The organism is Desulfobulbus elongatus DSM 2908 (assembly GCF_000621145.1).
Lineage (GTDB): Bacteria > Desulfobacterota > Desulfobulbia > Desulfobulbales > Desulfobulbaceae > Desulfobulbus > Desulfobulbus elongatus.
Genome location: NZ_JHZB01000003.1, coordinates 101995 through 125496, shown reverse-complemented (window position 1 = coordinate 125496; position 23502 = coordinate 101995). Strand labels below are relative to the sequence as shown.

Sequence of the window (23502 nt, the reverse complement as noted above, 5' to 3'; positions counted from 1 at the left end):
CATGAACAGAATGTTTTTCCTTGCCGGCCTGGTTCTTTTCTCCTTCCTGCTGCCGGCGTTCGCCGAGGAAAAGAACGCCGCCCCCGATCCCCAATCGTCCCAGGAACAACAGTACGGCTCGGTGGAGGAGCGGCGGATCATGGAGAGCCTTCAGGCCGGCGGCGCGCCCTTTGCCCGCGAACGCGAGGAGTTGGAGAGCAAGAAAAACGAACTAAAGAGATTGGAAGGCGAGGTCGATAAGAAAATCGAACAGCTCAACCAACTCCGGGTTCGGGTCGAAAAACTTCTCGAGCAAAAAAGCGTCGAGGAGCAGAAACGGATCGGGGAGCTCGCCAAGGTTTACGAAAAGATGACCGCCGAAAAGGCCGCCATGGTTCTCGGTTCGGTGGATCAGGAACTGGCGATCGCCATTCTGGGCAAAATGAAGACCAAATCCGCCGCCAAAATCCTCGGCAACATGGAACGGGACAAGGCAGCCAAATTGACAACCGGCTTTTCCACCCTGGACATCCGATAATGCCCCAAGCACTTGCAAGCGTTCCCGTCGACATGCCCTCCGCCGCCCCACCGGCGGCGGCATCGGCCAAAACGGGCAAGGAAGGCATGTTTGCCTCCCATCTGAAGGCCGCGACGGATCAGCAGACCTCCGCTTCATCGTCCCGGGCCGGTGCCTCCACGAAACACCCGCGCAGCCGCCATGCCCAGGACTCGTCTCCGGAGACGGAAAAAACCGGCGCGGACCAGACGGCGGCCGGCCAGGGCGATTCCTTGCTCACCGCGACAGGCCTGAACGGAACGACCGCCGATGCGGCGGGGCCGCCCGCTGCGAATCCGGATCCCGCGTCCGTACCGCCAGCCGATGCCGCGGTGACGGCCACCAATCAGGGGGCCGCCCTTGCCGCCGGCCAGGGCGCCGAATCGGCCATGGCCCGACTGCTGGCCGACCTGACCGCCGGCAACGCCTCGACCGCCACCAGTGCCACCACCAGCACCGCCGACGTACCGCCGATCGCGCAAACGGCGGTCCAGCCCCCTTCCGTCCCGCAGATCGGCATGCCGGCCGGACCGGAGCAGCCATCGACCCGCGCGAACGGCCATCCGGTGGCACCGGAGCTACCGACGGTGGCACAGGAGCTGCCGACGCCCCAGACGGACGGCAGCCGGGCCATGCCCGTTGCCGCCGGCCAGGCCGCTGATACCGGCAACCGGGCCGCTGCGTCGCCCGCCGCCGGTTTCGTGATCGACAATACCGGCAAAAGCGCGCCACAACCCCAGCAAACCGCGACCACGGCCACCGGAGCGCAAACGGCCGGACCGCACACCGGGACCGCACCCCTTCCCGCCGCCTCGTCCGCCGAGGCCGGGCTGACGCCGGATGGACAGGCGAGATCCGGCAATCCCCTGATCGTGCAAAACACCTACGGCCAGATCATCACCATCCACCAGGGGAATGCCCAGGACGAAGAAGCAGCCGGCAGCGACAGCACCGGCTCGACCCTGAAGATTTCGGAACAAGAGCCGCTCGACGTGAACGGCAACTACATCCGTTCCCGCCTGCCCAAGGAGCCCGGCGGCACCGCGCCGGAAGGGGAAAAGCAGCCGGCAGCGGCCGGCACGCCCCAGACCGGGCAGCAGGAGACGGTGAACGCCGCCGATACGGCGAAGACGGCCGCCACGGCCGGTGAACACGGCGCAGCCCCGAAACCGCAGCCGGTTACCGGCCAGGAAACGGCGTCGCTGCTCTTCGCCCATCAGCAGCCGGGGCCGAGCCAGCAGCCGACCGGCAGCACCCCGATCTCCTCGGTCGCCTTGCACCTGCCGTCCGGGATGACCGTGCCCGACGGGACCGTGGTCGACCAGATCATCGCCCGCTTCTCGGTCAACAAACAGCTCGAGACCGGAACGGTCAACCTCCGACTCTATCCGCAGGAATTAGGGGAGTTGCGGCTGGAGATCAAGGTGGCCCAGGACAACATCAAGGCGCATATCGTGGCCCAGAGCCCCCAGGCCCAGGAAATGATCGACCGGCATCTGCCCCGGTTGCGCGAGGCCCTGGAGCAGCAGGGCCTGCACCTGCAGCAGGTCGAGGTCTCGGTCGCCGCGCACGGCCAGACCGGCGGCGAACGATTCCAGGAAAGCAACGCCTGGCGGCAACCGGCTCCGTCCCCGAGCCACACCGCCGCCGGCCAATCGGATTTCACCCAGGAAGCTGACGACATCGCCGGCGACGAAGCCGCCGTCGGCACCCTCAGCGTCCTTGCCTGAACAGGGAGGAAGTATGTCCACCGTCAACGGAACCAACAGTGCCACCTCATCCACCGGTACGAGCAGCACCACCTCGAAAAGCACCGCCCTCGGCCAGGAACAGTTTCTCACCCTGCTGGTGGCCCAGCTCCAGTACCAGGACCCGCTCAACCCGTCCGATCCCACCGAGTTCACCTCTCAATTGGCCCAATACAGCCAACTGGAGCAGTTGTTCAACCTCAACGACTCGATGGATCAGTTGGCGGCGGCCACCAACAGCTCCGAACGGTATTCCGCCCTGAGCCTGATCGATCAGGACGTGGTGGTTGAAAACAGCGACTTCACTTTCGGCGGCGACCCCGTCCAGGTCGGCTACCGCATCGACGGCACCGTGACCGACGCCAGCCTGGTGATCAAGAACAGCTCCGGCAAAACCGTGGCCACGCTCGATGCGACCGATCTCTCGGAAGGGAACCATTTCCTGACCTGGGACGGCAAGGACGCCTCCGGCAACACCCTGGCCTCCGGAACCTACTCGATCACCATCAACGCCAAGAACGCGGACGGCTCGAGCGCCACCCTCACTCCCCTGGTGCGGTCCAGGGTGACCGGCATCGATCTGAGCGGCACCGAGGCCAAAATCATCACCGGCCTGGGAGAATACAAAATTTCCTCCCTGTACGGCGCGTACAAGAGCAACCAGAGCGGCAGCGGTTCCAGCTGATCTCTGGTGCATGCCCGGCGGCTTCCGGCTGCCGGCGCAGTCTTCCCGCCGCCGAGGGACCGGTGGCTTCCGGGAGGCGAACTCCATCTCTGGGCAACGGACGGCGCGGGGATAATTGAGGAAAGCGGTTCTGCAGCCCGCGTTCGGGCGGTTGCCCGCTTTCCATGAAACAGCAGTACATTCAATTATTCACACCACCCACGCAGGAGGTTGTCATGGGTATTTACAGCGCTATGTTCAGCGGCGTCAGCGGACTCAACACCAATTCCGAGGCGATGAGCGTCATCGGCAATAACCTGGCCAACACCAACACCCTGGGGTACAAAAGCGCACGCTGTATCTTTTCCGATCTTCTGGCGAGCAGTGTCTACGGTTCGGGCGGCATGTCCCAGGTCGGCCGCGGCGTTGGGCTTTCCACCGTCGACTCCATCTACAAGCAGGGCACCTTTGAAAACACCTCGTCGGACACCGATGTCGCCATCGAGGGCTCGGGCTTCTTCGTGCTGAAGGAGCCGGGCAACAGCACCACCTTCTACAGCCGGGCCGGCGCCTTCAGCTTCAACGAGGACGGCTATCTGATAACCCCCGAGGGCCTGCGGGTCCAGGGCAAGCAGTTCAGTTCCGTGAACAACGACGAACTGCTCCCCAACGATCCCACGGACGTTCGGGTGGCCAACATCGGCCTGATCGCGGCCAGCCCCACCACGGAGCTGTCCTTCACCACCAACCTGAGCGAGAACTCGCCGCTCGTCGACACGATCACCTATCCGGCCATCGACCCCACGGTGCGGGCGAGCTACAACTATTCCGCCTCGGCCGAGATCTTCGATTCCCTGGGGGTGTCGCACCTCATCACCGCCTACTGGCGCCTGACCGATGACCTCACCAATACCTGGGAGGCGGCCTACAGCGTCGACAACGCGGCAACCGCCACGGCGCTTCCCGGCACCATGGTGTTCAACAGCATCGGCGAGGCATCGGCCCCGTTCGACTATACGATCTCAATTCCGGCTGCCGACTGGGGCAACGGCGCCGCTTCGTCCACCATCGACATCCATTTCGACTGCACCCAGTACGACAGCGCCTCCATCGTCATCGGCCAGGAACAGAACGGCTACGGCACGGGCGAACTGACCAACGTGGCGATCAACGACGAGGGCATCGTGGTGGCCTCCTATTCCAACGGCCGCCACATCAATATCTCCCAGCTGGTGCTGGCCAAGTTCCAGAATCCCGGCGGCCTGCTCCTGGCCGGCTCCAACCGCTATACCGCCCCGGCCGAGGCCGGCGCCGTCCTGATCGGCCTGCCCGGACCGGAACGCGGCAAGCTGATCACCAACTCCCTGGAGCAGTCCAACGTCGACATGGGACAGGAATTCGTCAAGATGATCACCACCCAGCGCGGTTTTCAGGCCAATTCCAAGATCATCACCACCGTGGACGACATGCTGAGCGACCTGATCAATCTCAAACGATAACCGAAGTCATTTTTTCGACACACGGTCCCGTCGCCCTGAGGCGGTGGGACCGTGGCATTTCGGCCATCCCCCATCTCCGTCCCCCTTCCTGCCCTCCCCCCTCCGCCCCTCTTCTTGCCACCCATTCCCTGGCATTTTACTTGCATAATCAGCGGTGGGCTGGAGAATCGGAGCCGGTATTCCGACCTCTCCATCCTTTCAGTTCGGCGGCAGCCCCCGCGGGCACAACGGTCGATCCATTGGCCCGGTCCCCATCGTTCCGGGAAAATCGCTCCCCTTTTCCGGTGAACGACTCAGATTGCAAGGAACACCATCATGGCGGAAAAAAAAACCGACAAAGCGGACGAACCGAAAACCGGCGGCAGGAAAAAGCTGATCATCATGATCGCGGCCGCCCTCATCCTCCTGCTGGCGGGCGGTGGAGGCGGCTATTACTTCCTGGTGTACCAGCCGAAAAAAGAGATGCAGCGCAAGCAGGAAGAGAGCAAGGCCGCCGCCCTGATCAAGCCGATTCCGGATGACGCGAAGATCGGTCCGATGGTGGAGATCAGGGAGTTCATCGTCAACATCATCGGCACGGATGCGCCCCATTATGTCAAGGCCTCGCTCTCGCTCGAACTGGACAGGGACGGCACCGTGGACGAGGTCAACAGACGGATGCCCCAGATCCGCGACGCCATCCTCCTGATCATCGGCAACAAGACCTTCGAGGAACTCCAGGATATCCAGGGCAAGAACCAGGTGAAGGCCGAATTGAAGAGCAAGATCAATTCGTTTCTCAAAACCGGCAAGGTCAACAATATCTACCTGACCGATTTCGTGGTGCAGTGACCCCCGTGGAGCCGATACTCACCAAACAGGAAATCGCCGAGTTGCTGGCCGCCATCAGGGCGGGCAGGATTTCGACGGATCTGATCGACACCGACCGACCCTGGCCGCCGCGCCAGGCCACGCCGGCGTCGAATCTCGATCTGTTCAAGGTTTACGAACGATTCCGGACCAGCGGCGAGTTGCGTCTCCCCAACCTGGACATCATCCTCGACAGTTTCGCCCGCAAGTTCTCCACCTGCCTGACCAATGTCATGCTGCGCAACTTCGGCGTCGAGCGGGAGGACATCGCCACCACCGATTTCCAGCAGAGCCTGCTCGATCTCAACAGCCAGGGCGCGGTGGGCATCTACAGCATCTCGCCGTTGAAATACGGCTGCCTGTTCCATTTCGACACCCTCATGGCCTTCACCCTGCTGGAGATCATGCTCGGTTCGTCCCAGTCCAACGAACCCCTCGCCCTGAACCGCAACCTGACCACCATCGAAATCTCCCTGCTGAAAAGCGTGATGGACGACATCTGCACCGAACTCGCCAACGCCATGCGGCCGGTAATCGACATCCGGGTGCTGCTGAGCAAGGTGGAAAACAATTTCCGGCTGGTCAGCATCGTCGAACCGGACACCGAGGTGCTGGTGACACGCTTCAATATCCGCCTGGCCGGCGAACTGTGCGGCCAGATGCGGTTCATCATCCCCTATCTCACCCTCGAGCCGCTGCGCGAAAAATTCAAGGCCCTGGCCACCATCACCCAGGGCGCCAACACCTGGACAGACCAGATCGTCCAGGAGACCATGGAGATGGAAACCCTGGCGGTCGCCCGGTCCGGCCTGGTCGACATGACCATCCGGGAGATTCTCGCGCTTCAACCCGGCGACATCGTCGACCTGCAGTACAACCCCGATCAGCCGCTGACCATCCTGGTCGAGGATCAACCGCTTTTTCAGGCCATCGCCGGCGAACGAAACGGCAAGAAGGCGTTTCACGTCACCGGCACCACCATCAACCGATTAGGAGGCATTCATGGCAACACCTGAACCGCCTGAACCGCAGCGATTCAATCCCCTCGACCCCGAGGAAACCGCCGAGCTGCTGAAGGAAAACAAAGGCGGCCCGGCATCCCAGGGCGGTCAGGTCAATCTGGTGCGGGAGTTGGAATTCCTCTACAACGTGCCCCTGCAGGTCTCGGTCGAGGTCGGCCGGGCGCGGATCCTCATCAAGGATCTCCTGCAGATGGGCGAGGGCTATGTGATCGAGCTCGACAAACAGGCCGGCGACCCCCTGGATCTCTACGTCAACTCCCGGCTGATCGCCCGGGGGGAGGCGGTCAAGGTGGGCGACAGGTTCGGCATCAAGCTGACCGAGGTGGTCAGCCAGTCCGACCGGATTGAAAACCTGGTGTGACGCCATGGCACGGATGCCCGTCCTTCTCCTGATCCTCTGGCCGGCGTCGGCCTGGGCCGCGGAACCGCCGGACATGACCTCGGCCCTGCTGCGGACCGGCTGGGCCCTGCTGGTGGTGGTCGGCCTGATCTTCGCCCTTTACGGCCTGTCAAAAAAACGACTGCTGCTGGGCAGAATCGGCGGCAACGCCATCAGGCTCATCGAGGTGCGGCCCCTGCAGCCACGGGCGACCCTGGCCCTGGTGGAGGTCCGCGGCCGGGAATACCTGCTGGGCATCAGCGCCAACTCCATTCACCTCCTGGCCGATCTGTCCGGCGATTCCGGCCAAAAACCGGCCGATTTTTCCACCGTGCTGGCGGAACAGTCGTGAAACGGTTCCGCCTCTGTCTCGGCCTGTTCCTGCTGCTGACGCCGACATGGGCGCAGGCGATCGATCTGCCCACCCTCTCCCTGGGGATCAAGGAGGCCAGCACCCCGGCCGAGGTCTCGACCGCGCTCCAGGTCGTGCTGGTGCTCACCATCCTCACCGTGGCCCCGGCCATTCTCCTGATGACCACCGCCTTCACCCGGATCATCATCGTCCTGGGCTTCGTCCGCCAGGCCATGGGCACCCAGAACACGCCGCCCAACCAGGTGCTGCTCGGGCTCGCCCTGTTTCTCACCTTCTTCGTCATGGCCCCGACCTTCAACACCATCAACGCCCAGGCCCTGCAACCCTACATGCAGGAGAAAATAACCCAGCAGCAGGCGTTGACGCGCTCGGTGGACGTGATGCGCGACTTCATGTTCTCCCAGGTGCAGGAAAACGAACTCCAGCTGCTGATCGACATCACCAAGGAGGAGCAGCCGGCCGACAGGAAGGACGTGTCCTCGTCGATTCTCATCCCGGCCTTCATGCTCTCGGAACTGAAACGTTCCTTTCAGATGGGGTTCATGATCTACGTCCCCTTCCTGGTGATCGACATGCTGGTGGCCTCGGTGCTGATGTCCATGGGCATGATGATGCTGCCGCCGATCGTCATTTCCCTGCCGTTCAAGCTGCTGTTGTTCGTGCTCGTCGACGGCTGGCAGCTGGTGGTCGGCTCCCTGATGAAGAGCTTCGGCTAACCCCGGCCGCAGCCGCCGTCCGCGCCAACGCCATGTCCCCTGACGCCGTCATCCATATCGGCAAGCAAGCGGTGGAAGCCATTTTGCTGACCTCGGCCCCGATGCTGATCGCGGCCATGGTGGTCGGCCTGGTGATCAGCATCTTCCAGGCCGCCACCCAGATCAACGAGCAGACCATGACCTTCATCCCCAAGATCGTCGCGGTCTTCGTCACCCTGCTGATCTTCGGCCCCTGGATCATGGACCTGCTGGTGACCTTCACCACCGGCGTCATCGCCCAGATCGCCACGGTCGGCCGGTAGAGCCCGTACCGCACGCGCCCATGGACCTGCCGTTCATTTCCCTGCAGCAGTTCCAGGATTTCCTCCTCTGCCTCGCCAGGATCATGGCCCTGGTGGCGGCCATCCCCGCCTTCACCGGCAGCCAGATCGCCGGGCGGCTCAAGATCGGCCTAGCGGTGACCACCACCCTGCTCCTCTTCCCGGCCCTGGTCCCCTACACGCCCAAGACGCCCCTCTCCCTGACCTGGTTCGCGGTGCTGCTCGTCAACGAGGTCCTGATCGGGGTCCTGGTCGGCCTGATCGCCCAGATGGTCTTTGCCGCGGTGAGTTTCGGCGGCACGGTGATCGGCTACCAGATGGGGTTCGCCGCCGCCAACATCTTCGATCCGCAGACCACCCAGCAGCTCTCGCTGATGAGCCAGTTCGCCAATATCCTCGCCCTGATGCTCTTCCTGGCCCTGGACATGCACCATTTCTTCTTCCGCGCCATCGTCGAATCCTTCGCGCTCCTGCCGCCGGGTCCGCTCGATTTCTCCCAGGACGCGATCGACAACCTGATGCGCCAGGCCAGCCACATGTTCGTCCTCGGCGTCAAGTTCAGCGCCCCGGTCCTGGCGCTGCTCCTCCTCGCCAACCTGGTGCTCGGCGTCCTTGCCCGGGTCTTCCCCCAGCTCAACGTCTTCATGCTCTCCTTTCCCCTCAACATCGGCATCGCCTTCCTTGTCATCGGCCTGACACTGCCGGCCACCTTCGCCATTCTGCGCCGTGAATTTGACACCATGGGGGAGAACATCCTCACCATGCTGCACCTGCTCAGATAACCACTGGAATACAATAGGAATATAGTCGTCCGCCCCCCCAAGGGTGCGGGCCGTCGTTCAGGTGCGTTTGTTGCAAAGGCTCGCGGCAGGGACGCCGCATGGGGCGGCGACCCGCTCCGGAAACGACGTCCGCCGCGCGGATGTCCCTGCGCAATGACGGACCATGGCTGAAGAGACCAGCACCGGGGAACGGACTGAATCCCCATCGGCGAAACGGCGGGCCGATTTCCGGAAAAAGGGCCAGGTGGCCCAGAGCCGCGAGGTGCAGACCGCGGCCATGTTCACCCTGCTGCTGCTCTTCTGGATGTTCTATGCCCCCATCTTCTGGGACAAGCTCAGGGAAATGCTCACCGCTGTCTGGCGAACCAGCGGCGAGTTCGCCGTCACCGCCAACTCCCTGATGCAACTGGCCTATTACCTCGGCGCCGTCCTGGCCCTCATGCTGGCGCCGCTGTTTCTCGCCGCCCTGCTCGTCGGCTTTTTCGCCACCTTCGTCCAGATCGGCTGGCTGTTCACCACCCAGCCGCTCGTCCCCGACCTGACCAAGCTCGACCCCATCAAGGGGATGGGCCGGTTGTTCTCCAAGCGTTCCCTGGTCGAGGTGATCAAGTCGCTGCTCAAGGTGGGGCTGATCGGCTGGGTCGCCTACAGCACCATCAGGGGGGAATTCGACCAGGCCCTGCTGCTCATCGGGATGCCGGTGGACAGCACGGTCCTCTATCTCGCCAAGACCGCCGCCCTGGTCATGGCCAAGGTGGCGGCGATCATGATCGCCCTGGCCATTCTCGACTACGCCTTCGTCCGCTGGGAGATGGAGGAGAAGATGAAGATGACCAAGCAGGAACAGAAGGAGGAGATGAAGGAGACCGAGGGCGACCCGCACATCAAGTCAAAAATCCGTTCCATCCAGCAGCAGATGGCCCGCAAGCGCATGATGGCCGCCGTGCCCACCGCCGACGTGGTCATCACCAACCCGACCCATGTCGCCGTGGCCCTCAAGTACGAGGCCGGCACCATGGAAGCGCCGGTGGTCCTGGCCAAGGGGCAGGAACTGGTGGCGGCGAAGATCCGCGAGATCGCCCGCGAGCACCGCATCCCCCTGGTCGAGAATCCGCCGGTGGCAAGGTTATTGCATTCCAAAGTCGAGGTGGGCCAGACCATCCCCGAGGAGCTGTTCAAGGCGGTGGCCGAGATCCTGGCCTACGTCTACTCGTTGCAGGGCAAGAGATAAAGAAAGGACATGGAAGCGACAGAGAACAGGACACTGCTCAGCAGGATACGGCCGGCCGAACTCCTGCAGCGCAGCGACATCATGGCCTCGGTGGGCCTGATCGGCATCCTCATGCTGATGATCATCCCCCTGCCGCCGATGATCCTCGACCTCTGCCTGTCGCTGAACATCACGGTCGCCATCCTCATCCTGATCATCAGCCTGTACACCGAAAAGGCGGTGGAGTTTTCGATCTTTCCCGCCATCCTGCTGATGACCACCCTGTTCCGGCTGTCGCTCAACGTCGCCTCCACCCGGCTCATCCTGCTGCACGGCAGCGAGGGCATGGACGCGGCCGGCGCGGTCATCGAGGCCTTCGGCCAGTTCGTGGTCGGCGGCTCCTATGTGGTCGGCATGGTGATCTTCGTCATTCTGGTGATCATCAACTTCATCGTCATCACCAAGGGCGCGGGCCGCATCGCCGAGGTGGCGGCCCGGTTCACCCTGGATGCCATGCCCGGCAAGCAGATGGCCATCGACGCCGACCTCAACGCCGGCCTGATCGACGAGGCCACGGCCCGCAAACGGCGCGAGGAAATCGCCAACGAGGCCACCTTCCACGGCGCCATGGACGGCGCCTCGAAATTTGTCCGCGGCGACGCCATCGCCGGCATCATCATCACCCTGATCAATATCGGCGCCGGCTTCATCATCGGCGTGCTGCAAAAGGGCATGCCGCTGGCCGAAGCGGCCAAGAACTACACCATCCTCACCGTGGGCGACGGCCTGGTTTCCCAGGTTCCGGCCCTGATCATCTCCACCGCCGCCGGCATGCTGGTGACCCGCTCGGCCGGCCGCAACGATTTCGGTTCCGAAATCAAGGCCCAGTTCACCCGCTATTCCAAGGCCCTGTGGGTGGTGGCGGCGATCCTCCTGGGTTTTGCCCTGATTCCCGGCCTGCCCTTCCTGCCCTTTCTCGTCATCGCCGCGCTCCTGGCCGCCGCCGCCTATCATCTCGACAAGGTGGAAGCCGCCCGGCAGCTCGAGGAGGCCGTGGCCGAACGGCCGCTGCCGGCGGTCAAGCCGGACCAGGACTACGAAAAAATGCTCAACGTCGACCTGATCGAATTCGAGGTCGGCTACGGCCTGATCCCCTTTGTCGATGCCGCCCAGGACGGCGAACTGCTCACCCGCATCCAGTCGATCCGCAAGCAGTTCGCCCAGACCAGCGGCTTCATCGTGCCGCCGGTGCACATCAAGGACAACCTCCAGCTCAATCCGAACCAGTACACCATCAACCTGAAAGGGGTGAACATCGCCACCGCCGAGATGATGCCTGGCTATTACATGGCCATGGACCCGGGCCTGGTCACCGAGACCGTCAAGGGCTTGCCCACCAGGGAGCCGGCCTTCGACCTGCCGGCCATCTGGATCACCGAGGACAAGCGGGAACGCGCCCAGATCGCCGGCTACACCGTGGTCGACTGCATCACGGTCATGGCCACCCACATCAGCGAGATGATCAAGAAGCACGCCCATGAGTTGCTCGGCCGCCAGGAAACCCAGACCCTGATCGACAACCTGGCCAGGACCTATCCCAAGCTGGTCGAGGAACTGGTGCCGCATGTGCTCAGCCTGGGCACCGTCATGCGGGTGCTCCAGAACCTGCTCCGCGAGGGCGTCTCCATCCGCGACCTGCGCTCCATCCTGGAGACCCTGGCCGACTATGCCGCCATGACCCAGGATACGGATATTCTCACGGAATACGTCCGCCATGCCCTGTCGCGGTCGATCTCCGCCGCCCATGTCCAGTCCGACGGCACCATGCCGGTGATCACCCTGGACCGCACCGTGGAGGAATCCATCCAGACCGCCATCCAGCACCGCGAGCGGGGCAGCTACCTCGCCCTGGACCCCAAGACGGCCCAGAAGATCCTCGAAAACCTCAACAACCTGATCACGTCCCTGGCCGGCGGCCAGTTGCCGGCGTTGCTGGTGCTGCCCCAGATCCGGCCCCATGTCCGCCGGCTGATCGAGCGGTACTTCCCCAACCTGGCGGTACTGTCCCACAACGAGATCACCTCGCAGGTCCGCATTCAATCCATCGGAACGGTGACCATCGATGCAAGTTAAGGTCTTTGAAGCAAAAGACATGGCCACCGGCCTGAAAATGGTCAAGGAGGCGCTGGGTCCCGACGCCCTCATCCTCTCCACCCGCACCATCCGCAACGGCTCCTTCGGCATGCTCGGCAAGCCGATGATGGAAATCACCGCCGCCGTGGACACCAACTGGCAGGAGCCGGAACCGGCACCCGAACCGCCGGCGCGCCCGGCGGCGCGAACCCGGTTGGTTCCGTCCCGGGATCGGGGTGCCGCCCGGCCCGACCTCACTTACGAGGACCTGTGGCGCGAAAGCGAGAGCGACCGGCACCCCTCTGCCGCCGCGGGCCGGGATCTACCGGCGGCCGGACGGGACATCCAATCGGAGTTGGCCGAGCTGCGCACCCTGGTCAAGGGGCTGGCCAGCCGCATGTCCACTCTGGACGCCCCCCCCGGCCTGCGCAGTCCCTACGTGGAGCCCGAATTCGCCGCCCCGGCCGGACACAACGCCGCCATGGACCCGGTGACCGGATTTCTCACCGGCTACGGCATCAACCAGGAAACCGCCCAGGTGGTGGCCCGCTTCACCCGCGAAACCATCGACAAGGCGCGCCATCTCGACAGCGCCGGCCTGATCGCCATTCTCAGGACGGCCATCGCCCGGCTGTTCAGCACGGTGCGCGTGCTCGACGACCGGCCCGACCGGCAGCGGCGTCTCAGCCTGATCGGCCCGACCGGCGTGGGCAAGACCACCACCCTGGCCAAGATCGCGGCCCATTACCTCGGCCGCCACGGCGGCCGCATCGGGCTGATCACCATCGACACCTACCGGATCGCGGCGGTGGAGCAGTTGAAGGTCTACGGCGAGATCATGCGCCTGCCGGTCGAGGTGGTGCTCGCGCCCCAGGAGTTGGAAGCGGCCCTGGACAAATTCAGCGACGTCGACCTGATCCTGATCGATACCGCCGGCCGCAGCCCGAAAAGCGGCCTCGACATCGAGGAACTGGCGGCCTTTCTCCGGCCGGAACTGGGGATCGACAACCATCTGCTCCTGTCGGCGACCACCCGCGAGCGCGAACTCGAGGAAACGGTCCGGCGCTTCTCGGTCCTGCCGATCAGCAATTTCATCTTCAGCAAGATCGACGAGTGCGACCAATTGGGCGTGCTCCTCAACATCCATTACAAGAATGACACCCCGATTTCGTTTCTCACCAATGGCCAGAGGGTGCCGGAGGACCTGCTCATGCCCACCCCGGCGGACATCGCCGCCCTCATCCTGAACGACCATGGGAGCCCGAAGCATGGCTGACCACGCATCACGAGCCACAGACCAGGCCGGCACCCTGCGGGCCATGAACAGTCCGGAACGGGCCGAGACCGGGTCCGGCCGGCCCGCGACCCGGGTCTTTGCCATCACCAGCGGCAAGGGCGGGGTCGGCAAGACGGCCGTGGTGGCCAATCTGGCCGTCCTGCTCGCCCGCATGGGCAAGCGGGTGCTGATCCTGGATGCCGATCTCGGCCTGGCCAACATCGACGTGGTCTTCGGCCTGGCGCCGAGCCACAACCTCAACCACTTCTTCACCGGCGAACAGGGACTGGAGTCGATCCTCGTCGGCGGCCCGGAAGGCATCAAGATCCTGCCGGCAGGCTCCGGGGTGCAACGGTTCACCCGGCTCGACTCCCAGCAGAAGATGCGGCTGTTGGAAGCGCTCGACTCGATGAACAACGATTTCGATTTCGTCCTCATCGACACCGAGGCCGGGATTTCGGAGAACGTCACCTATTTCAACACCGCAGCCCAGGAAATCCTGGTGGTGACCACGCCGGAGCCCACGGCCATCACCGACGCCTACGCCCTGATGAAGCTGCTCTCCAACCAGTACCACGAGAAGCACTTCAACCTGATCGTCAACTTCATCAAGAACGAGGACGAGGCCCTGGACGTCTACCGCAAGCTGACCATGGTGGCCAACCGCTACCTGGACATCTCCATCGACTACATCGGCTCGATCCCCCGGGACAAGTTGATGGTGGACGCCATCCGCAAACAGCAGACCCTGGTGCAGCTCTTCCCCGACAGTCGGACCAGCCACGCCTTCGAGGCGCTGGCCCGCACCGTGGTGCAGGAACCCCAGACCATCGGCCCCAAGGGTTCGATCCAGTTCTTCTGGAAGCGTCTGCTCGAGTTCGGCGCCAAATGATGCCGCAGTCCATGCATTGACTTCTGCCCCCGAGAATCGCCATGTTTCCGCCGGTACCGCCGCTCGATGACCGTTCCCAGTTGATCCGGGAGCACATGCCCCTGGTTGAACTGGTGGTGCAGCGCATGATCCCCCAGGTGCCGAGTTTCATGACCAAGGAGGACATGACCAGCGCCGCCATGGTCGGTCTGATCGACGCCGCCAACAAATTCGACGCCGCCAAGGGCGTCAAATTCAAGACCTTCGCCGAATACCGCGTGCGCGGCGCCATTTTGGACGAGATGCGCAAGCTCGACTGGTTTTCCCGGTCGATGCGCGACAAGCAGAACCAGCTGACCCAGACCATGCTCCGTCTGGAACGGCAGTTGGGCCGCTCGCCGGAGGAACAGGAGATGGCCGCCGAAATGGCCATGTCCCTGGACGAATACCGCGTCCTGCTCGCCGAGGTCAGTCATCTGGGCTGCGTCAGCCTCCACGAAACCCTCGATCACACCGAGGAGGGCCGGAGCTTTCTCGACAGCCTGGAGGACATCGGCGGTGCCACCCCCTCCGATCTGATCGAGAAGGAGGAAATGACCCGGTTGATGGCCGAGATCCTGGAAGAACTCTCGGAAAAGGAACGGCTGGTCATCGCCCTGTACTATTACGAGGAACTCACCCAGAAGGAGATCGCCGAGGTGCTGAACGTTTCCGAGGGCAGGGTTTCCCAGTTGCACAGCCAGGCCCTGCTGAAGCTGCGGGTCAAACTGATCAACTCAGATTTATACGAACCCTGAACCCACTTCCGAGGCCGTCATGTCGCAACTCATCCCCGCACTCATGGGCGGCACCCTGGCCGCCGCCGCCCTCTGCCTGTCGTTCTTCCTGCTGCTGACCAGACGCCGGCGCTTTGCGTGCCAGCAACAGACCGAGAGAATCCTGGCCCTCCAGCGCAAGATCGACGCCGCCCTGCGGGACGACGGCGGCGCACCGTCGCGGGAGCCGTTCGGCGCCAGCCTGGAGGCGGCGAGCCTGACCACGAGCCTGCAGCGGCCGCGGTTGGACACCATGGCCAAGATCGGCAGGCAGCCGCCGGAGAAATACCGCATTCTCGCCAAACTGGCGGCCCAGGGCATGGACAGCGACCAGGTGGCCTCCATTCTCGGGATTTCCGGCGTCGAGGCCGCCCAGTTGCTCAGCCTCTGCCACGTGGCCAAAATCGGCCGCTGACCGGACGGACGGTCTTTTCCCGTAAAGAAGCGCCGGCCGGTTTCCGAAAAGAAGACAAACCCCCTCGATCGACAGGACATCACGACAGAGCCCCCATGGTTTCGGGAAAATACAGCGCACTCAGCGGAGCATTGACCAGGGAACAGGCGATGAGCAACATCGCCTCCAACCTGGCCAACGTCAACACCACCAGCTTCAAGAAGGACCGCATCGGTTTCGCCGCCCTTTTGCAGGGTGCCAAGCAGACGCGCACGACCAGGGGCATCAACTATGCCCGCACCCGCACCATCGCCACCGATTTCAGCCAGGGCGGCATGCAGACCACCGACCGCTCCCTGGACGTGGCCATCGACGGTCCCGGATTCTTCAAGGTGCGCCGGGGGGGCGAGGTCCTGTACACCCGCGCCGGCCGGCTGCATCTCGACAACAACGGCACCATCATGACCGAGGAAGGCTTCACCGTGCTGGGCGCCGGCGACGAACCCATGCAGGTCGACACCACCCAGGGGAAGAGCATCGTCATCGCCGAATCGGGGGAAATCTCCGTCAACGGCGAACAGACCGGCGGCACCCTGCAGGTCTTCGGCATCGCGGATCAAAACAAGCTGACCAAGGTCGGCCATTCCCTCTACCGACTGACCGAGGGCGGCGACCAGCCCCTGGCCGAATTCCGGGTGGTGCAGGGCAACCTTGAGACCGCCAATGTCAACATGGTGGAGGAAATGACCGCCATGATCGCCAGCCAGCGATCGTTCGAGGCGCATACCAAAGTCATCGAGAGCTACTCGAAGCTCGGCGAGAAACAGGACGAGCTCGGCTCGGTCGGCTAACATCGGAACTTTTTGACGGCGGTACCGCCGCACACGCGAGGCTCATATTCCATGCGCTCACTCTGGACATCAACCACCGGCATGTCGGCCCAAAGTCTCAACATGGACGTCATCGCCAACAACCTGGCCAACGTTTCGACCTCCGGCTTCAAGAAAAGCCGGGCCGACTTCCAGGACCTGCTCTACCAGATCATGAAGGTTCCCGGCTCACCGACCTCCGCGGACACCACGTCGCCCACCGGCATCCAGGTGGGCCTGGGCGTCAAGCCGGGGGCGGTCACCAAGATTTTCACCGAGGGCGATATCGTCCAGACCGGCAATACCTTCGATGTGGCCATCGAGGGCGCCGGATTTTTCCAGGTCGGCCTGCCCGACGGCAATACCGCCTACACCAGGGCGGGCAGCCTCAAGCTGGACGGCACCGGCCGGATCACCACCTCGGACGGGTATCCCATCCAGCCGGAAATCACCATCCCCGAAGATGCGCAGAACGTCACCATCAGCGAGACCGGCGTGGTCAGCGCCATCATCGGTGACAGCACCCTTGCGACGGAACTGGGCAATATCGACCTGGCCGATTTCGTCAACGAGGCCGGCCTGATCTCCATCGGCAAAAACCTGTTCCGGGAAACCGAGGCCTCGGGCGTGGCCCTGATCGGCGTCCCCGGAACCAACGGCATCGGCACCCTGCTCCAGGGATATGTGGAGAATTCCAACGTCAATCTGGTCGAGGAACTGACCCAGATGATCACGGCGCAGCGTGCCTTCGAGATCAACTCCAAGGTGATCACCACCTCGGACGAGATGATGCAGACCGTCACCAACATGACGTGATCAAGTGAACCAGCTTGCCCTTGCCATAGCCGCCTGCTGGCTGCTCCTCGGTCCGGCGCTGGCGGCCGCCCAGGTGTCGGTCCATTTCAGGGCCAACGCCGTGGTGACCGGTCCGAGAATCGTCCTGGCCGATATCGCCGTCATCCACCCCACGGGCGACGCAACCGAGGCCCTGGGGCAACTGCCGGTCGCCTCGGCGCCGGCGCCGGGAAAATCGAAGGAGCTGTCCGTCGTCACCGTGATCAACAGCCTGCGCAACCGGCCCGAGACGGCCGATGTCGACTGGCAGGGCAGCCAGACCATCGTCGTGGAACGCGGGGGCTTGACCTTGACCCCGGAACGGATGCAGGAGATGATCGTCGCCTATCTCAGGGAAAACAGCGCCATGCTGCCCAAGGCGGAAATCAGGCTCACGTCGGTCCGGACCCCCGAGGCGATGACGCTGCCGCCGGGCGCGCTCTCCTGGAAGATCACGCCATCCCGACCAGGCATCGTGGGCAGCACCAGCTTCACCATCGCCCTGTTCGTCGATGGCCGCCCCGCCGGCACCTGCACGGTCCGGGGACGGCTGGAAATGGTCGCCGAGGTGCTGACGGCCGCCACCACCCTGCACAAGGGCGATCTGGTGACCGAGGAGAATGTCGTGCCGCAGCGCCAGGACATCGGGGGCGTCGACGGCCCGCTGCTTGTCCGGGAGGAGATCCTGGGCAAGCAGGTCGCCCGCACGGTCCCGCCGGGCACGATCCTCAGGTCGGAACATATCGTCCTGCCGCCGGTGATCAAGGGAGGGGAGCTGGTCAAAATTTTTGCCCGCAAGGGGCCCCTGGAGCTGTCCACCAGCGGTCTGGCCAAGACCGACGGCCGGATGGGCGAGACCATCCCGGTCAAGAACATCGGCTCGAACAAAATGATTCATTGCCGCGTCAACGGTCCCGGCGTGGTTTCCGTGGAGTTCTGACATCATGCGACGATTGGCATGCCCGCGCCATGCGCCGGATCGACCGGTGGCCGACTGGAGGCACCTGCTGTGGTTCCTGCCGCTCCTCGCCGCCCTGGTGGCCGGTTGCGCCCCGCGGACCCAGGAGGTGACCGCCGCCCACGAGCCCCTGGAGGAGCCGGTGACGGCCAATCCCAGGCCCCAATCGCCCGGCACCCTGTGGAACGGCGACGAGGGCAGTTGGCTGTCGGACGTCAAGGCCCGGCGGGTGGGCGATATCGTCACGGTGATCATCAAGGAGCAGGCCCAGGCCTCCAAGGAGGCCACCACCGACACCTCGCGCGACTCCAGCATCTCCGCCGGAATCTCGAGCTTCTTCGGCCTGGAACAAACCGTGGAGGACAAGACCAAGATCACGCCCTCGTCCATGATCGAGGCCAGTTCCGGCAACGAGTTCAGCGGCACGGGCAGAACCACCCGCTCGGAAAACCTGGTCGCCACCCTCACCACCCAGGTGGTGGAGGTGTATCCCAACGGCAATCTGAAGATACGGGGCGGAAAATCGGTGGCCGTCAACAATGAAAATCAGATCATCTACCTGACCGGTATTGTCCGGCCTTACGATGTCACGCCCGACAACACCATCGATTCCGGCAACATCCTCAACGCGCAGATCACCTATACCGGCAAGGGAGCCCTTTCCGACAAACAGAAGCCCGGCTGGCTGATGCGGATTTTCGACAACACCTGGCCGTTCTGACGGCCTTCGGGGGCTTCGGGAGAGACTGTTCATGCATTATCATCGACTCGTCAGCGCGCTTGTTCTGATCGGTGCGGCCTGGTTGACGGCGATTCCCGCCCAGGCCACCCGTATCAAGGATCTCGCCTCCATCGAGGGAGTGCGTGAAAACCAACTGATGGGCTACGGGCTGGTGATCGGCCTGACCGGCACGGGCGACGACATCACCAAGTCCGTGTTCACCAAGCAGGCCCTCATCAACATGACCAAACGCATGGGGCTGGGACTCACCAGCGATGTGTACCGGCAGATGAAAACCAAGAACATCGCCGCGGTGATGGTCACGGCGCAACTGCCGCCCTTTGTCCGGCCGGGCTCGGCCATCGACATCCAGGTCTCCTCCCTCGGCGACGCCTCCAGCCTTTCCGGCGGCACCCTGCTGATGACCCCGTTGAAGGGACCGGACGGCAACACCTATGCCGTCGCCCAGGGGCCGCTGGCGGTGGGCGGCATCTCCTTCGGCGGCAAGGCGGCCAAGGCGCAAAAGAATTTCACCACGTCGGGCCGGGTGACCGGCGGCGCGATCGTCGAGCGGGCGGTGGATTACGCGCTGCCCCCCTCGGGCGACATCATCTATCAGCTCCACGAAACCGATTTCACCACCGCGGCGCGCATGGCCGACGCCATCAACCATCGCTTCGGCGCGGGAACGGCCAAATCCGTCGATCCCGGCACGGTGAGGGTGATGAAGCCGGCGCGTTTCCGTGGCGACACGGTCACCTTTATCTCCGATCTGGAAGGCATCGACGTGGCCCCTGACGGTCCGGCCAAGATCGTGGTCAACGAGCGCACCGGCACCATCGTCATGGGCCAGGACGTGCGAATCGCCACCGTGGCGGTCTCGCACGGCAATCTCAACCTCGTCATCACGGAATCGGCCGAGGTCAGCCAGCCCAATCCGCTGGCGCCGGGCACGACCACCGTGGTGCCCACGACCACCATCAGGGCGACCGAGGATGCCGGCAATCTGGTGGTCATGCCCATGGGGGTCAATCTCGGCGAGATCGCCCGGGCGTTGAATGCCATCGGCGCCACCCCGCGCGACCTGATCGCCATTTTTCAGGCAATTAAGGCGGCCGGCGCGCTTCAGGGTGAACTGGTCATCCTGTAACCGACCGTTTCCCGCGCCGAATGTTTTTCCTTCACCCGGTCATGATATGAAAACGAACATCGACGACGCCAACCTGCTGCTGCATGCGGCCGCCCGGCCCCCCGAGACGCGACAGGCCGCCAGGAACAAGACCGCCCTGGAAAAATCCTGCCAGGATTTCGAGGCGCTCTTCGTGCAATCCCTGTTCAAGGCCATGCGCAAGACCGTGCCGGAAGGCGGGCTTTTCGCCAAGAGCAACGCCACCGAAATTTTCGAGGAGATGTTCGACCAGAGCATCGCCACCGGCATCGCCCGGGATCAATCCCTCGGCCTGGCCGAGCAGATCTACCGGCAGATGGAAAAAAAACTGCCGGCGGACACATGATTTTTCCGCTCTTTTTTGAAGAACTGTTTTTTTGGGTAAAGTTTTTTGCTGCCGCCACCGATAGAGTGTCAACAGGAAGGATCGTTTCCTGTCGGAATGGACCAGGATGGTCCGAACATACTGCAGGGAGGCAGAACAATGGTAGCAAACATCAATCAGAATCAGATCTCCGGCACGCTGCTCGCGTACAGGAACAGCCGCCTGGATGTGTCCGTCTCGTCCCTTTCCGGCACGAACGATGGGCAGACGGCCGCAGTTGACACCGTCAGCCTGCGCAGCGAATCCACCCTGGCCGTCACCTATTCCGGCACCATGCAGCTTGCCGCCGGCGACGAGGCCAGATTCGACATGCTGCGGTCCCTGGTGCTCAACCTGTTGCAGGAACAGGGCATCAACACCAAGATAGCGGTCGGCGACAGCACGATCGACCTCGCCGCCATCACCCCCGAAAAAGCGCAGGAGCTGGTGAGCGATGACGGCTATTTTGGCGTGGAGCAGACATCCGAGCGGATCTTTCAATTCGCCGTGGGTGTCGCCGGTGGCGATCCCGCCCGCATCGAGGAGATCAAGGCAGGGATCGACAAGGGCTTTGCCGAAGCCAAAAAGGCCTTCGGCGGCTGGTTGCCCGATATTTCGTACGACACCTATGACGCCGTGATGGACAAGCTCGACAAATGGGTGGCGGAAAACACGGCAGCGGCTTGATATCTTACCTCAGGTGAACACGATGACTGTGGAATTCTTTGGAGTGCGAGGCATGGGACAAATCGGCGGTCTCAACAAGGTGGGCCAGGCCGGTGACGCACAGAAGACGGGAAAGGGCGAAAGCAAGGACGGCGTTTCCTTTGCATCGGCCCTGCATGGAGCAGCCATGGCCCAGGAAACCGGCAAGACCGACGATGCCGCCCGCGCCGCCCGCGTGCAGGAGCTCAAGGCACAGGTCGCCAGCGGTCAGTATGAGCCGGACCTGAACAAGGTTGCCTCCAGTCTGCTGCGCTTCCTGGTCGAGGGTTGATCATGGACCGGACCACGGTACACGATCTACTGATGCAGCTTCGCGAAACCATCCGCGACGAGCGCGAGCACGCCAAGGCGCTCGACCTCGCCGCCATGATGGCGGACGTGAAGCGCAAGGAAGCCCTGATCCGGGCGCTCAGCGGCGTGACCACGCTGCATCCCGACGACCAGCAGGTCGCCCGGGAAATCCGCCAGGAAAACAGGAAGAACGCCTACCTGTTCCGGGCGACCCTGAACTGGATCCAGGAGACCATGGAATTCTTCGGCCGCAAGACCGTGCCGGTCACCTACGGCCAGAACGGGCTTTCGCAGAACACCCTCATCAACGGCCGCCTGCTTTCCGGCCGGATCTGATTTCCCCCTTTTTCCCTTTCCCGCCCATTCCACCCGCCATCGCGGCCGTGCCCGACCCCCATGGGCCGGGCCGTGCCGACCGCGGCCGACGACGTGCAAGTTTCTTGCCGTCGAGGCTAAACTCGCCCCCCGCTTCTGCCGATAGTAACATAACGTAACACGCAACAGTGTGTCGGCTGCGGCCCTTCCACACCGTTCACCGCCCGTCGCGGCGCCAACAGATCTCCGGACAACAGGGAGAAGAAACGCCTCCATGAGCTTGCTCAATGCCCTCAATGCCGGCAAGACCAGCCTGCTGACCAACCAGAAATCGATCGAGATCGTCGGCAACAACATCGCCAACGTCAACACGCCGGGCTATTCCCGCCAGCGCGCCGAACTGACGCCGATTCCGTCGATCAACTTCGGCGACTTCTTCATCGGCCAGGGTGTCACCGTCTCCGATGTCAGTCGCGATTACAGCCTGTTCATCAACCGCCAGCTCCAGAGCAAGACCGTCGAGTACGGCGAAGAGGCGGGAAAATCGAACACCCTGACGGAACTGGAACGCATCTTCAATGTATCCGAGGACAATCTCGCCTCGCAGATCAACGATTTCTTCGATGCGTGGCAGGAACTGACCGCCAACCCCAGCGGCCAGGTGGAGCGGGACGTGGTCATCCAGCGCGGACAACTCCTGGGCGAGGCCTTCGGCAGCATCACCAACGAGCTGGACACGGTGACGCAGAACATGAATACCGAAATCATCGCCGGAGTCGCTTCCCTGAACGAACAGCTCGCGGAAATCGCCCGGCTCAACGACCGCATCAGTCTCGTCGAGATTTCGGGGCAGACCGCCAACTCGGCCCGCGACCAGCGCGACCTGATCGTCCAGAACCTCTCGCAGACATTGGGCGTGCAGACCTACACCGACAACCGGGGCATGCTCTGCGTCCATCTGCCGGGGGGCACGCCGCTGGTCCTGGGCAGCACGGCGGCGACCATCAGCACCACCACCGTCGGCACCAACGTCAATCTCCAGGTGAACATCTCCGGCTCCACCCTCGACGTCGGCCTGGACAGCCTGGGCGGGAAATTCAAGGGCATGCTCGAGATGCGCGACGTCTTCATCGAGGGACTCCGCACCAGTCTCAACACCCTGGCCGTCGACCTGACCAGCGCGGTGAACGATGCGCATGTGGCGGGTTACGGCTCCGACGGGGTGACGGGGCGCCTCTTTTTCGAAGACATCACCGCCCTGCCTCCGGGCCAGGTGCCCAGCCTCAACGTCAGGATCGCCCTCACCGACGCCTCCCAGGTGGCCGCCGCCGGCAATCCCACCGCCGCGCCCGGCGACAACGAGAACGCTCTGCTCATCGCCCAGTTGGAAACGAGCCACAAAATGGCGGCCACCAACGACACCTTCGACAGTTTCTTCAGCCAGATGGTGGCCAAGGTCGGCATCGAGGCGGCCCGCAACCAGCTGGCCCTGGCGGGCGCCCAAGACGCAACCACGCAACTGCAGAACCTGCGGGACGGATATTCCGGGGTTTCCCTGGAAGAGGAGATGATCGATCTCATCCAGTACCAGCGCGGGTTCCAATCCTCGGCAAAGTTTCTCTCCACCGTGGACGAGATGATGACCTCCCTCCTTCAACTCAAGAACTAGC

General features: G+C 63.4%; 27 protein-coding genes. All 27 read left to right on the top strand.

The genetic code is table 11. The annotated features are described in order from the left end of the window. The first annotated feature begins 1 nt into the window (after position 1). Entirely contained in the window at positions 2 to 517 is a 516-nt protein-coding gene (locus tag Q362_RS0102570) for a MotE family protein (RefSeq protein WP_028317403.1), read from the top strand. Continuing rightward, positions 517 to 2265, top strand: coding sequence for a flagellar hook-length control protein FliK (locus Q362_RS0102565; protein WP_157469833.1), 1749 nt, complete (start codon positions 517 to 519; stop codon positions 2263 to 2265). Before Q362_RS0102570 ends, Q362_RS0102565 begins: the two co-directional genes overlap by 1 nt. A gap of 13 nt (positions 2266 to 2278) precedes the next feature. Continuing rightward, positions 2279 to 2968, top strand: coding sequence for a flagellar hook assembly protein FlgD (locus Q362_RS0102560; protein ID WP_028317401.1), 690 nt, complete (start codon positions 2279 to 2281; stop codon positions 2966 to 2968). Positions 2969 to 3183: 215 nt separating this feature from the next. Next, the gene (locus Q362_RS0102555; RefSeq protein ID WP_028317400.1) at positions 3184 to 4446 is read left to right on the top strand and encodes a flagellar hook protein FlgE; all 1263 of its coding nucleotides are present in this window, start codon (positions 3184 to 3186) and stop codon (positions 4444 to 4446) included. A 315-nt stretch (positions 4447 to 4761) separates the two neighbouring features. Further along, complete coding sequence (locus Q362_RS0102550; protein ID WP_028317399.1) at positions 4762 to 5277, top strand: flagellar basal body-associated FliL family protein; 516 nt, start codon at positions 4762 to 4764, stop codon at positions 5275 to 5277. A gap of 5 nt (positions 5278 to 5282) precedes the next feature. Further along, positions 5283 to 6311 carry a flagellar motor switch protein FliM gene (locus Q362_RS0102545; RefSeq protein ID WP_157469831.1) on the top strand — a complete coding sequence of 343 codons (1029 nt, stop codon included), beginning with the start codon at positions 5283 to 5285 and terminating at the stop codon, positions 6309 to 6311. Beyond that, positions 6298 to 6678, top strand: a complete 381-nt coding sequence (fliN, locus tag Q362_RS0102540; RefSeq protein ID WP_028317397.1) for a flagellar motor switch protein FliN — start codon at positions 6298 to 6300, stop codon at positions 6676 to 6678. The genes Q362_RS0102545 and fliN overlap by 14 nt, the downstream gene beginning before the upstream one ends. A 4-nt stretch (positions 6679 to 6682) precedes the next feature. Further along, the gene (locus Q362_RS0102535; RefSeq protein ID WP_028317396.1) at positions 6683 to 7048 is read left to right on the top strand and encodes a FliO/MopB family protein; all 366 of its coding nucleotides are present in this window, start codon (positions 6683 to 6685) and stop codon (positions 7046 to 7048) included. Further along, a complete protein-coding gene (gene fliP / locus Q362_RS0102530) occupies positions 7045 to 7785 on the top strand; it encodes a flagellar type III secretion system pore protein FliP (protein ID WP_028317395.1) in 741 nt (246 codons plus the stop codon). Before Q362_RS0102535 ends, fliP begins: the two co-directional genes overlap by 4 nt. Before the next feature lie 32 nt (positions 7786 to 7817). Then, positions 7818 to 8087: a flagellar biosynthesis protein FliQ gene (fliQ, locus tag Q362_RS0102525; RefSeq protein ID WP_028317394.1), complete on the top strand. Its 270-nt coding sequence runs from the start codon at positions 7818 to 7820 to the stop codon at positions 8085 to 8087. A 20-nt stretch (positions 8088 to 8107) separates the two neighbouring features. Next, positions 8108 to 8887: a flagellar biosynthetic protein FliR gene (fliR, locus tag Q362_RS0102520; RefSeq protein ID WP_028317393.1), complete on the top strand. Its 780-nt coding sequence runs from the start codon at positions 8108 to 8110 to the stop codon at positions 8885 to 8887. Positions 8888 to 9050: 163 nt separating this feature from the next. After that, the gene (gene flhB / locus Q362_RS0102515) at positions 9051 to 10118 is read left to right on the top strand and encodes a flagellar biosynthesis protein FlhB (protein ID WP_028317392.1); all 1068 of its coding nucleotides are present in this window, start codon (positions 9051 to 9053) and stop codon (positions 10116 to 10118) included. Between the two features lie 9 nt (positions 10119 to 10127). Beyond that, positions 10128 to 12230, top strand: coding sequence for a flagellar biosynthesis protein FlhA (gene flhA / locus Q362_RS0102510; RefSeq protein ID WP_051553534.1), 2103 nt, complete (start codon positions 10128 to 10130; stop codon positions 12228 to 12230). Beyond that, entirely contained in the window at positions 12220 to 13506 is a 1287-nt protein-coding gene (gene flhF, locus Q362_RS0102505; protein WP_084312207.1) for a flagellar biosynthesis GTPase FlhF, read from the top strand. Before flhA ends, flhF begins: the two co-directional genes overlap by 11 nt. Then, the gene (locus Q362_RS0102500) at positions 13499 to 14398 is read left to right on the top strand and encodes a MinD/ParA family protein (RefSeq protein WP_028317389.1); all 900 of its coding nucleotides are present in this window, start codon (positions 13499 to 13501) and stop codon (positions 14396 to 14398) included. Before flhF ends, Q362_RS0102500 begins: the two co-directional genes overlap by 8 nt. Before the next feature lie 41 nt (positions 14399 to 14439). After that, complete coding sequence (locus Q362_RS0102495) at positions 14440 to 15174, top strand: FliA/WhiG family RNA polymerase sigma factor (protein ID WP_028317388.1); 735 nt, start codon at positions 14440 to 14442, stop codon at positions 15172 to 15174. A 19-nt stretch (positions 15175 to 15193) separates the two neighbouring features. Continuing rightward, complete coding sequence (locus Q362_RS0102490; RefSeq protein ID WP_028317387.1) at positions 15194 to 15607, top strand: hypothetical protein; 414 nt, start codon at positions 15194 to 15196, stop codon at positions 15605 to 15607. A 95-nt stretch (positions 15608 to 15702) separates the two neighbouring features. Then, the gene (flgF, locus tag Q362_RS0102485) at positions 15703 to 16437 is read left to right on the top strand and encodes a flagellar basal-body rod protein FlgF (protein ID WP_084312205.1); all 735 of its coding nucleotides are present in this window, start codon (positions 15703 to 15705) and stop codon (positions 16435 to 16437) included. Positions 16438 to 16488: 51 nt separating this feature from the next. Next, entirely contained in the window at positions 16489 to 17271 is a 783-nt protein-coding gene (flgG, locus tag Q362_RS0102480) for a flagellar basal-body rod protein FlgG (protein ID WP_028317385.1), read from the top strand. Between the two features lie 4 nt (positions 17272 to 17275). Beyond that, the gene (flgA, locus tag Q362_RS0102475; protein ID WP_028317384.1) at positions 17276 to 18229 is read left to right on the top strand and encodes a flagellar basal body P-ring formation chaperone FlgA; all 954 of its coding nucleotides are present in this window, start codon (positions 17276 to 17278) and stop codon (positions 18227 to 18229) included. 4 nt (positions 18230 to 18233) lie between these two features. Then, complete coding sequence (locus Q362_RS0102470; protein ID WP_084312203.1) at positions 18234 to 18968, top strand: flagellar basal body L-ring protein FlgH; 735 nt, start codon at positions 18234 to 18236, stop codon at positions 18966 to 18968. 31 nt (positions 18969 to 18999) lie between these two features. Then, positions 19000 to 20118, top strand: a complete 1119-nt coding sequence (locus Q362_RS0102465) for a flagellar basal body P-ring protein FlgI (protein WP_051553527.1) — start codon at positions 19000 to 19002, stop codon at positions 20116 to 20118. 46 nt (positions 20119 to 20164) lie between these two features. Next, positions 20165 to 20482: a rod-binding protein gene (locus Q362_RS0102460; RefSeq protein WP_028317381.1), complete on the top strand. Its 318-nt coding sequence runs from the start codon at positions 20165 to 20167 to the stop codon at positions 20480 to 20482. Positions 20483 to 20620: 138 nt separating this feature from the next. Further along, a complete protein-coding gene (locus Q362_RS0102455) occupies positions 20621 to 21187 on the top strand; it encodes a hypothetical protein (protein ID WP_028317380.1) in 567 nt (188 codons plus the stop codon). 52 nt (positions 21188 to 21239) lie between these two features. Next, positions 21240 to 21497: a flagellar biosynthesis anti-sigma factor FlgM gene (flgM, locus tag Q362_RS21915; protein WP_051553524.1), complete on the top strand. Its 258-nt coding sequence runs from the start codon at positions 21240 to 21242 to the stop codon at positions 21495 to 21497. A 2-nt stretch (positions 21498 to 21499) separates the two neighbouring features. Further along, positions 21500 to 21853, top strand: a complete 354-nt coding sequence (locus tag Q362_RS0102445) for a hypothetical protein (protein ID WP_028317379.1) — start codon at positions 21500 to 21502, stop codon at positions 21851 to 21853. 253 nt (positions 21854 to 22106) lie between these two features. Then, positions 22107 to 23501: a flagellar hook-associated protein FlgK gene (flgK, locus tag Q362_RS0102440; protein WP_028317378.1), complete on the top strand. Its 1395-nt coding sequence runs from the start codon at positions 22107 to 22109 to the stop codon at positions 23499 to 23501. The last annotated feature ends 1 nt before the right edge of the window (position 23502 follow it).

What these genes read in the sequence shown, in the direction of transcription:
- Q362_RS0102460 (WP_028317381.1), top strand. Translation starts at nt 20,165, where the DNA reads ATGAAAACGAACATCGACGACGCCAACCTGCTGCTGCATGCGGCCGCC.
- Q362_RS0102490 (WP_028317387.1), top strand. Translation starts at nt 15,194, where the DNA reads ATGTCGCAACTCATCCCCGCACTCATGGGCGGCACCCTGGCCGCCGCC.
- Q362_RS0102555 (WP_028317400.1), top strand. Translation starts at nt 3,184, where the DNA reads ATGGGTATTTACAGCGCTATGTTCAGCGGCGTCAGCGGACTCAACACC.
- Q362_RS0102500 (WP_028317389.1), top strand. Translation starts at nt 13,499, where the DNA reads ATGGCTGACCACGCATCACGAGCCACAGACCAGGCCGGCACCCTGCGG.
- Q362_RS0102455 (WP_028317380.1), top strand. Translation starts at nt 20,621, where the DNA reads ATGGTAGCAAACATCAATCAGAATCAGATCTCCGGCACGCTGCTCGCG.
- flgF (WP_084312205.1), top strand. Translation starts at nt 15,703, where the DNA reads ATGGTTTCGGGAAAATACAGCGCACTCAGCGGAGCATTGACCAGGGAA.
- Q362_RS0102570 (WP_028317403.1), top strand. Translation starts at nt 2, where the DNA reads ATGAACAGAATGTTTTTCCTTGCCGGCCTGGTTCTTTTCTCCTTCCTG.
- Q362_RS0102495 (WP_028317388.1), top strand. Translation starts at nt 14,440, where the DNA reads ATGTTTCCGCCGGTACCGCCGCTCGATGACCGTTCCCAGTTGATCCGG.
- flhA (WP_051553534.1), top strand. Translation starts at nt 10,128, where the DNA reads ATGGAAGCGACAGAGAACAGGACACTGCTCAGCAGGATACGGCCGGCC.
- Q362_RS0102470 (WP_084312203.1), top strand. Translation starts at nt 18,234, where the DNA reads ATGCGACGATTGGCATGCCCGCGCCATGCGCCGGATCGACCGGTGGCC.
- flgG (WP_028317385.1), top strand. Translation starts at nt 16,489, where the DNA reads ATGCGCTCACTCTGGACATCAACCACCGGCATGTCGGCCCAAAGTCTC.
- fliR (WP_028317393.1), top strand. Translation starts at nt 8,108, where the DNA reads ATGGACCTGCCGTTCATTTCCCTGCAGCAGTTCCAGGATTTCCTCCTC.
- Q362_RS0102445 (WP_028317379.1), top strand. Translation starts at nt 21,500, where the DNA reads ATGGACCGGACCACGGTACACGATCTACTGATGCAGCTTCGCGAAACC.
- flhF (WP_084312207.1), top strand. Translation starts at nt 12,220, where the DNA reads ATGCAAGTTAAGGTCTTTGAAGCAAAAGACATGGCCACCGGCCTGAAA.
- flgM (WP_051553524.1), top strand. Translation starts at nt 21,240, where the DNA reads ATGGGACAAATCGGCGGTCTCAACAAGGTGGGCCAGGCCGGTGACGCA.
- fliQ (WP_028317394.1), top strand. Translation starts at nt 7,818, where the DNA reads ATGTCCCCTGACGCCGTCATCCATATCGGCAAGCAAGCGGTGGAAGCC.
- fliN (WP_028317397.1), top strand. Translation starts at nt 6,298, where the DNA reads ATGGCAACACCTGAACCGCCTGAACCGCAGCGATTCAATCCCCTCGAC.
- Q362_RS0102560 (WP_028317401.1), top strand. Translation starts at nt 2,279, where the DNA reads ATGTCCACCGTCAACGGAACCAACAGTGCCACCTCATCCACCGGTACG.
- flgK (WP_028317378.1), top strand. Translation starts at nt 22,107, where the DNA reads ATGAGCTTGCTCAATGCCCTCAATGCCGGCAAGACCAGCCTGCTGACC.
- Q362_RS0102550 (WP_028317399.1), top strand. Translation starts at nt 4,762, where the DNA reads ATGGCGGAAAAAAAAACCGACAAAGCGGACGAACCGAAAACCGGCGGC.
- flhB (WP_028317392.1), top strand. Translation starts at nt 9,051, where the DNA reads ATGGCTGAAGAGACCAGCACCGGGGAACGGACTGAATCCCCATCGGCG.
- Q362_RS0102565 (WP_157469833.1), top strand. Translation starts at nt 517, where the DNA reads ATGCCCCAAGCACTTGCAAGCGTTCCCGTCGACATGCCCTCCGCCGCC.
- Q362_RS0102535 (WP_028317396.1), top strand. Translation starts at nt 6,683, where the DNA reads ATGGCACGGATGCCCGTCCTTCTCCTGATCCTCTGGCCGGCGTCGGCC.
- Q362_RS0102465 (WP_051553527.1), top strand. Translation starts at nt 19,000, where the DNA reads ATGCATTATCATCGACTCGTCAGCGCGCTTGTTCTGATCGGTGCGGCC.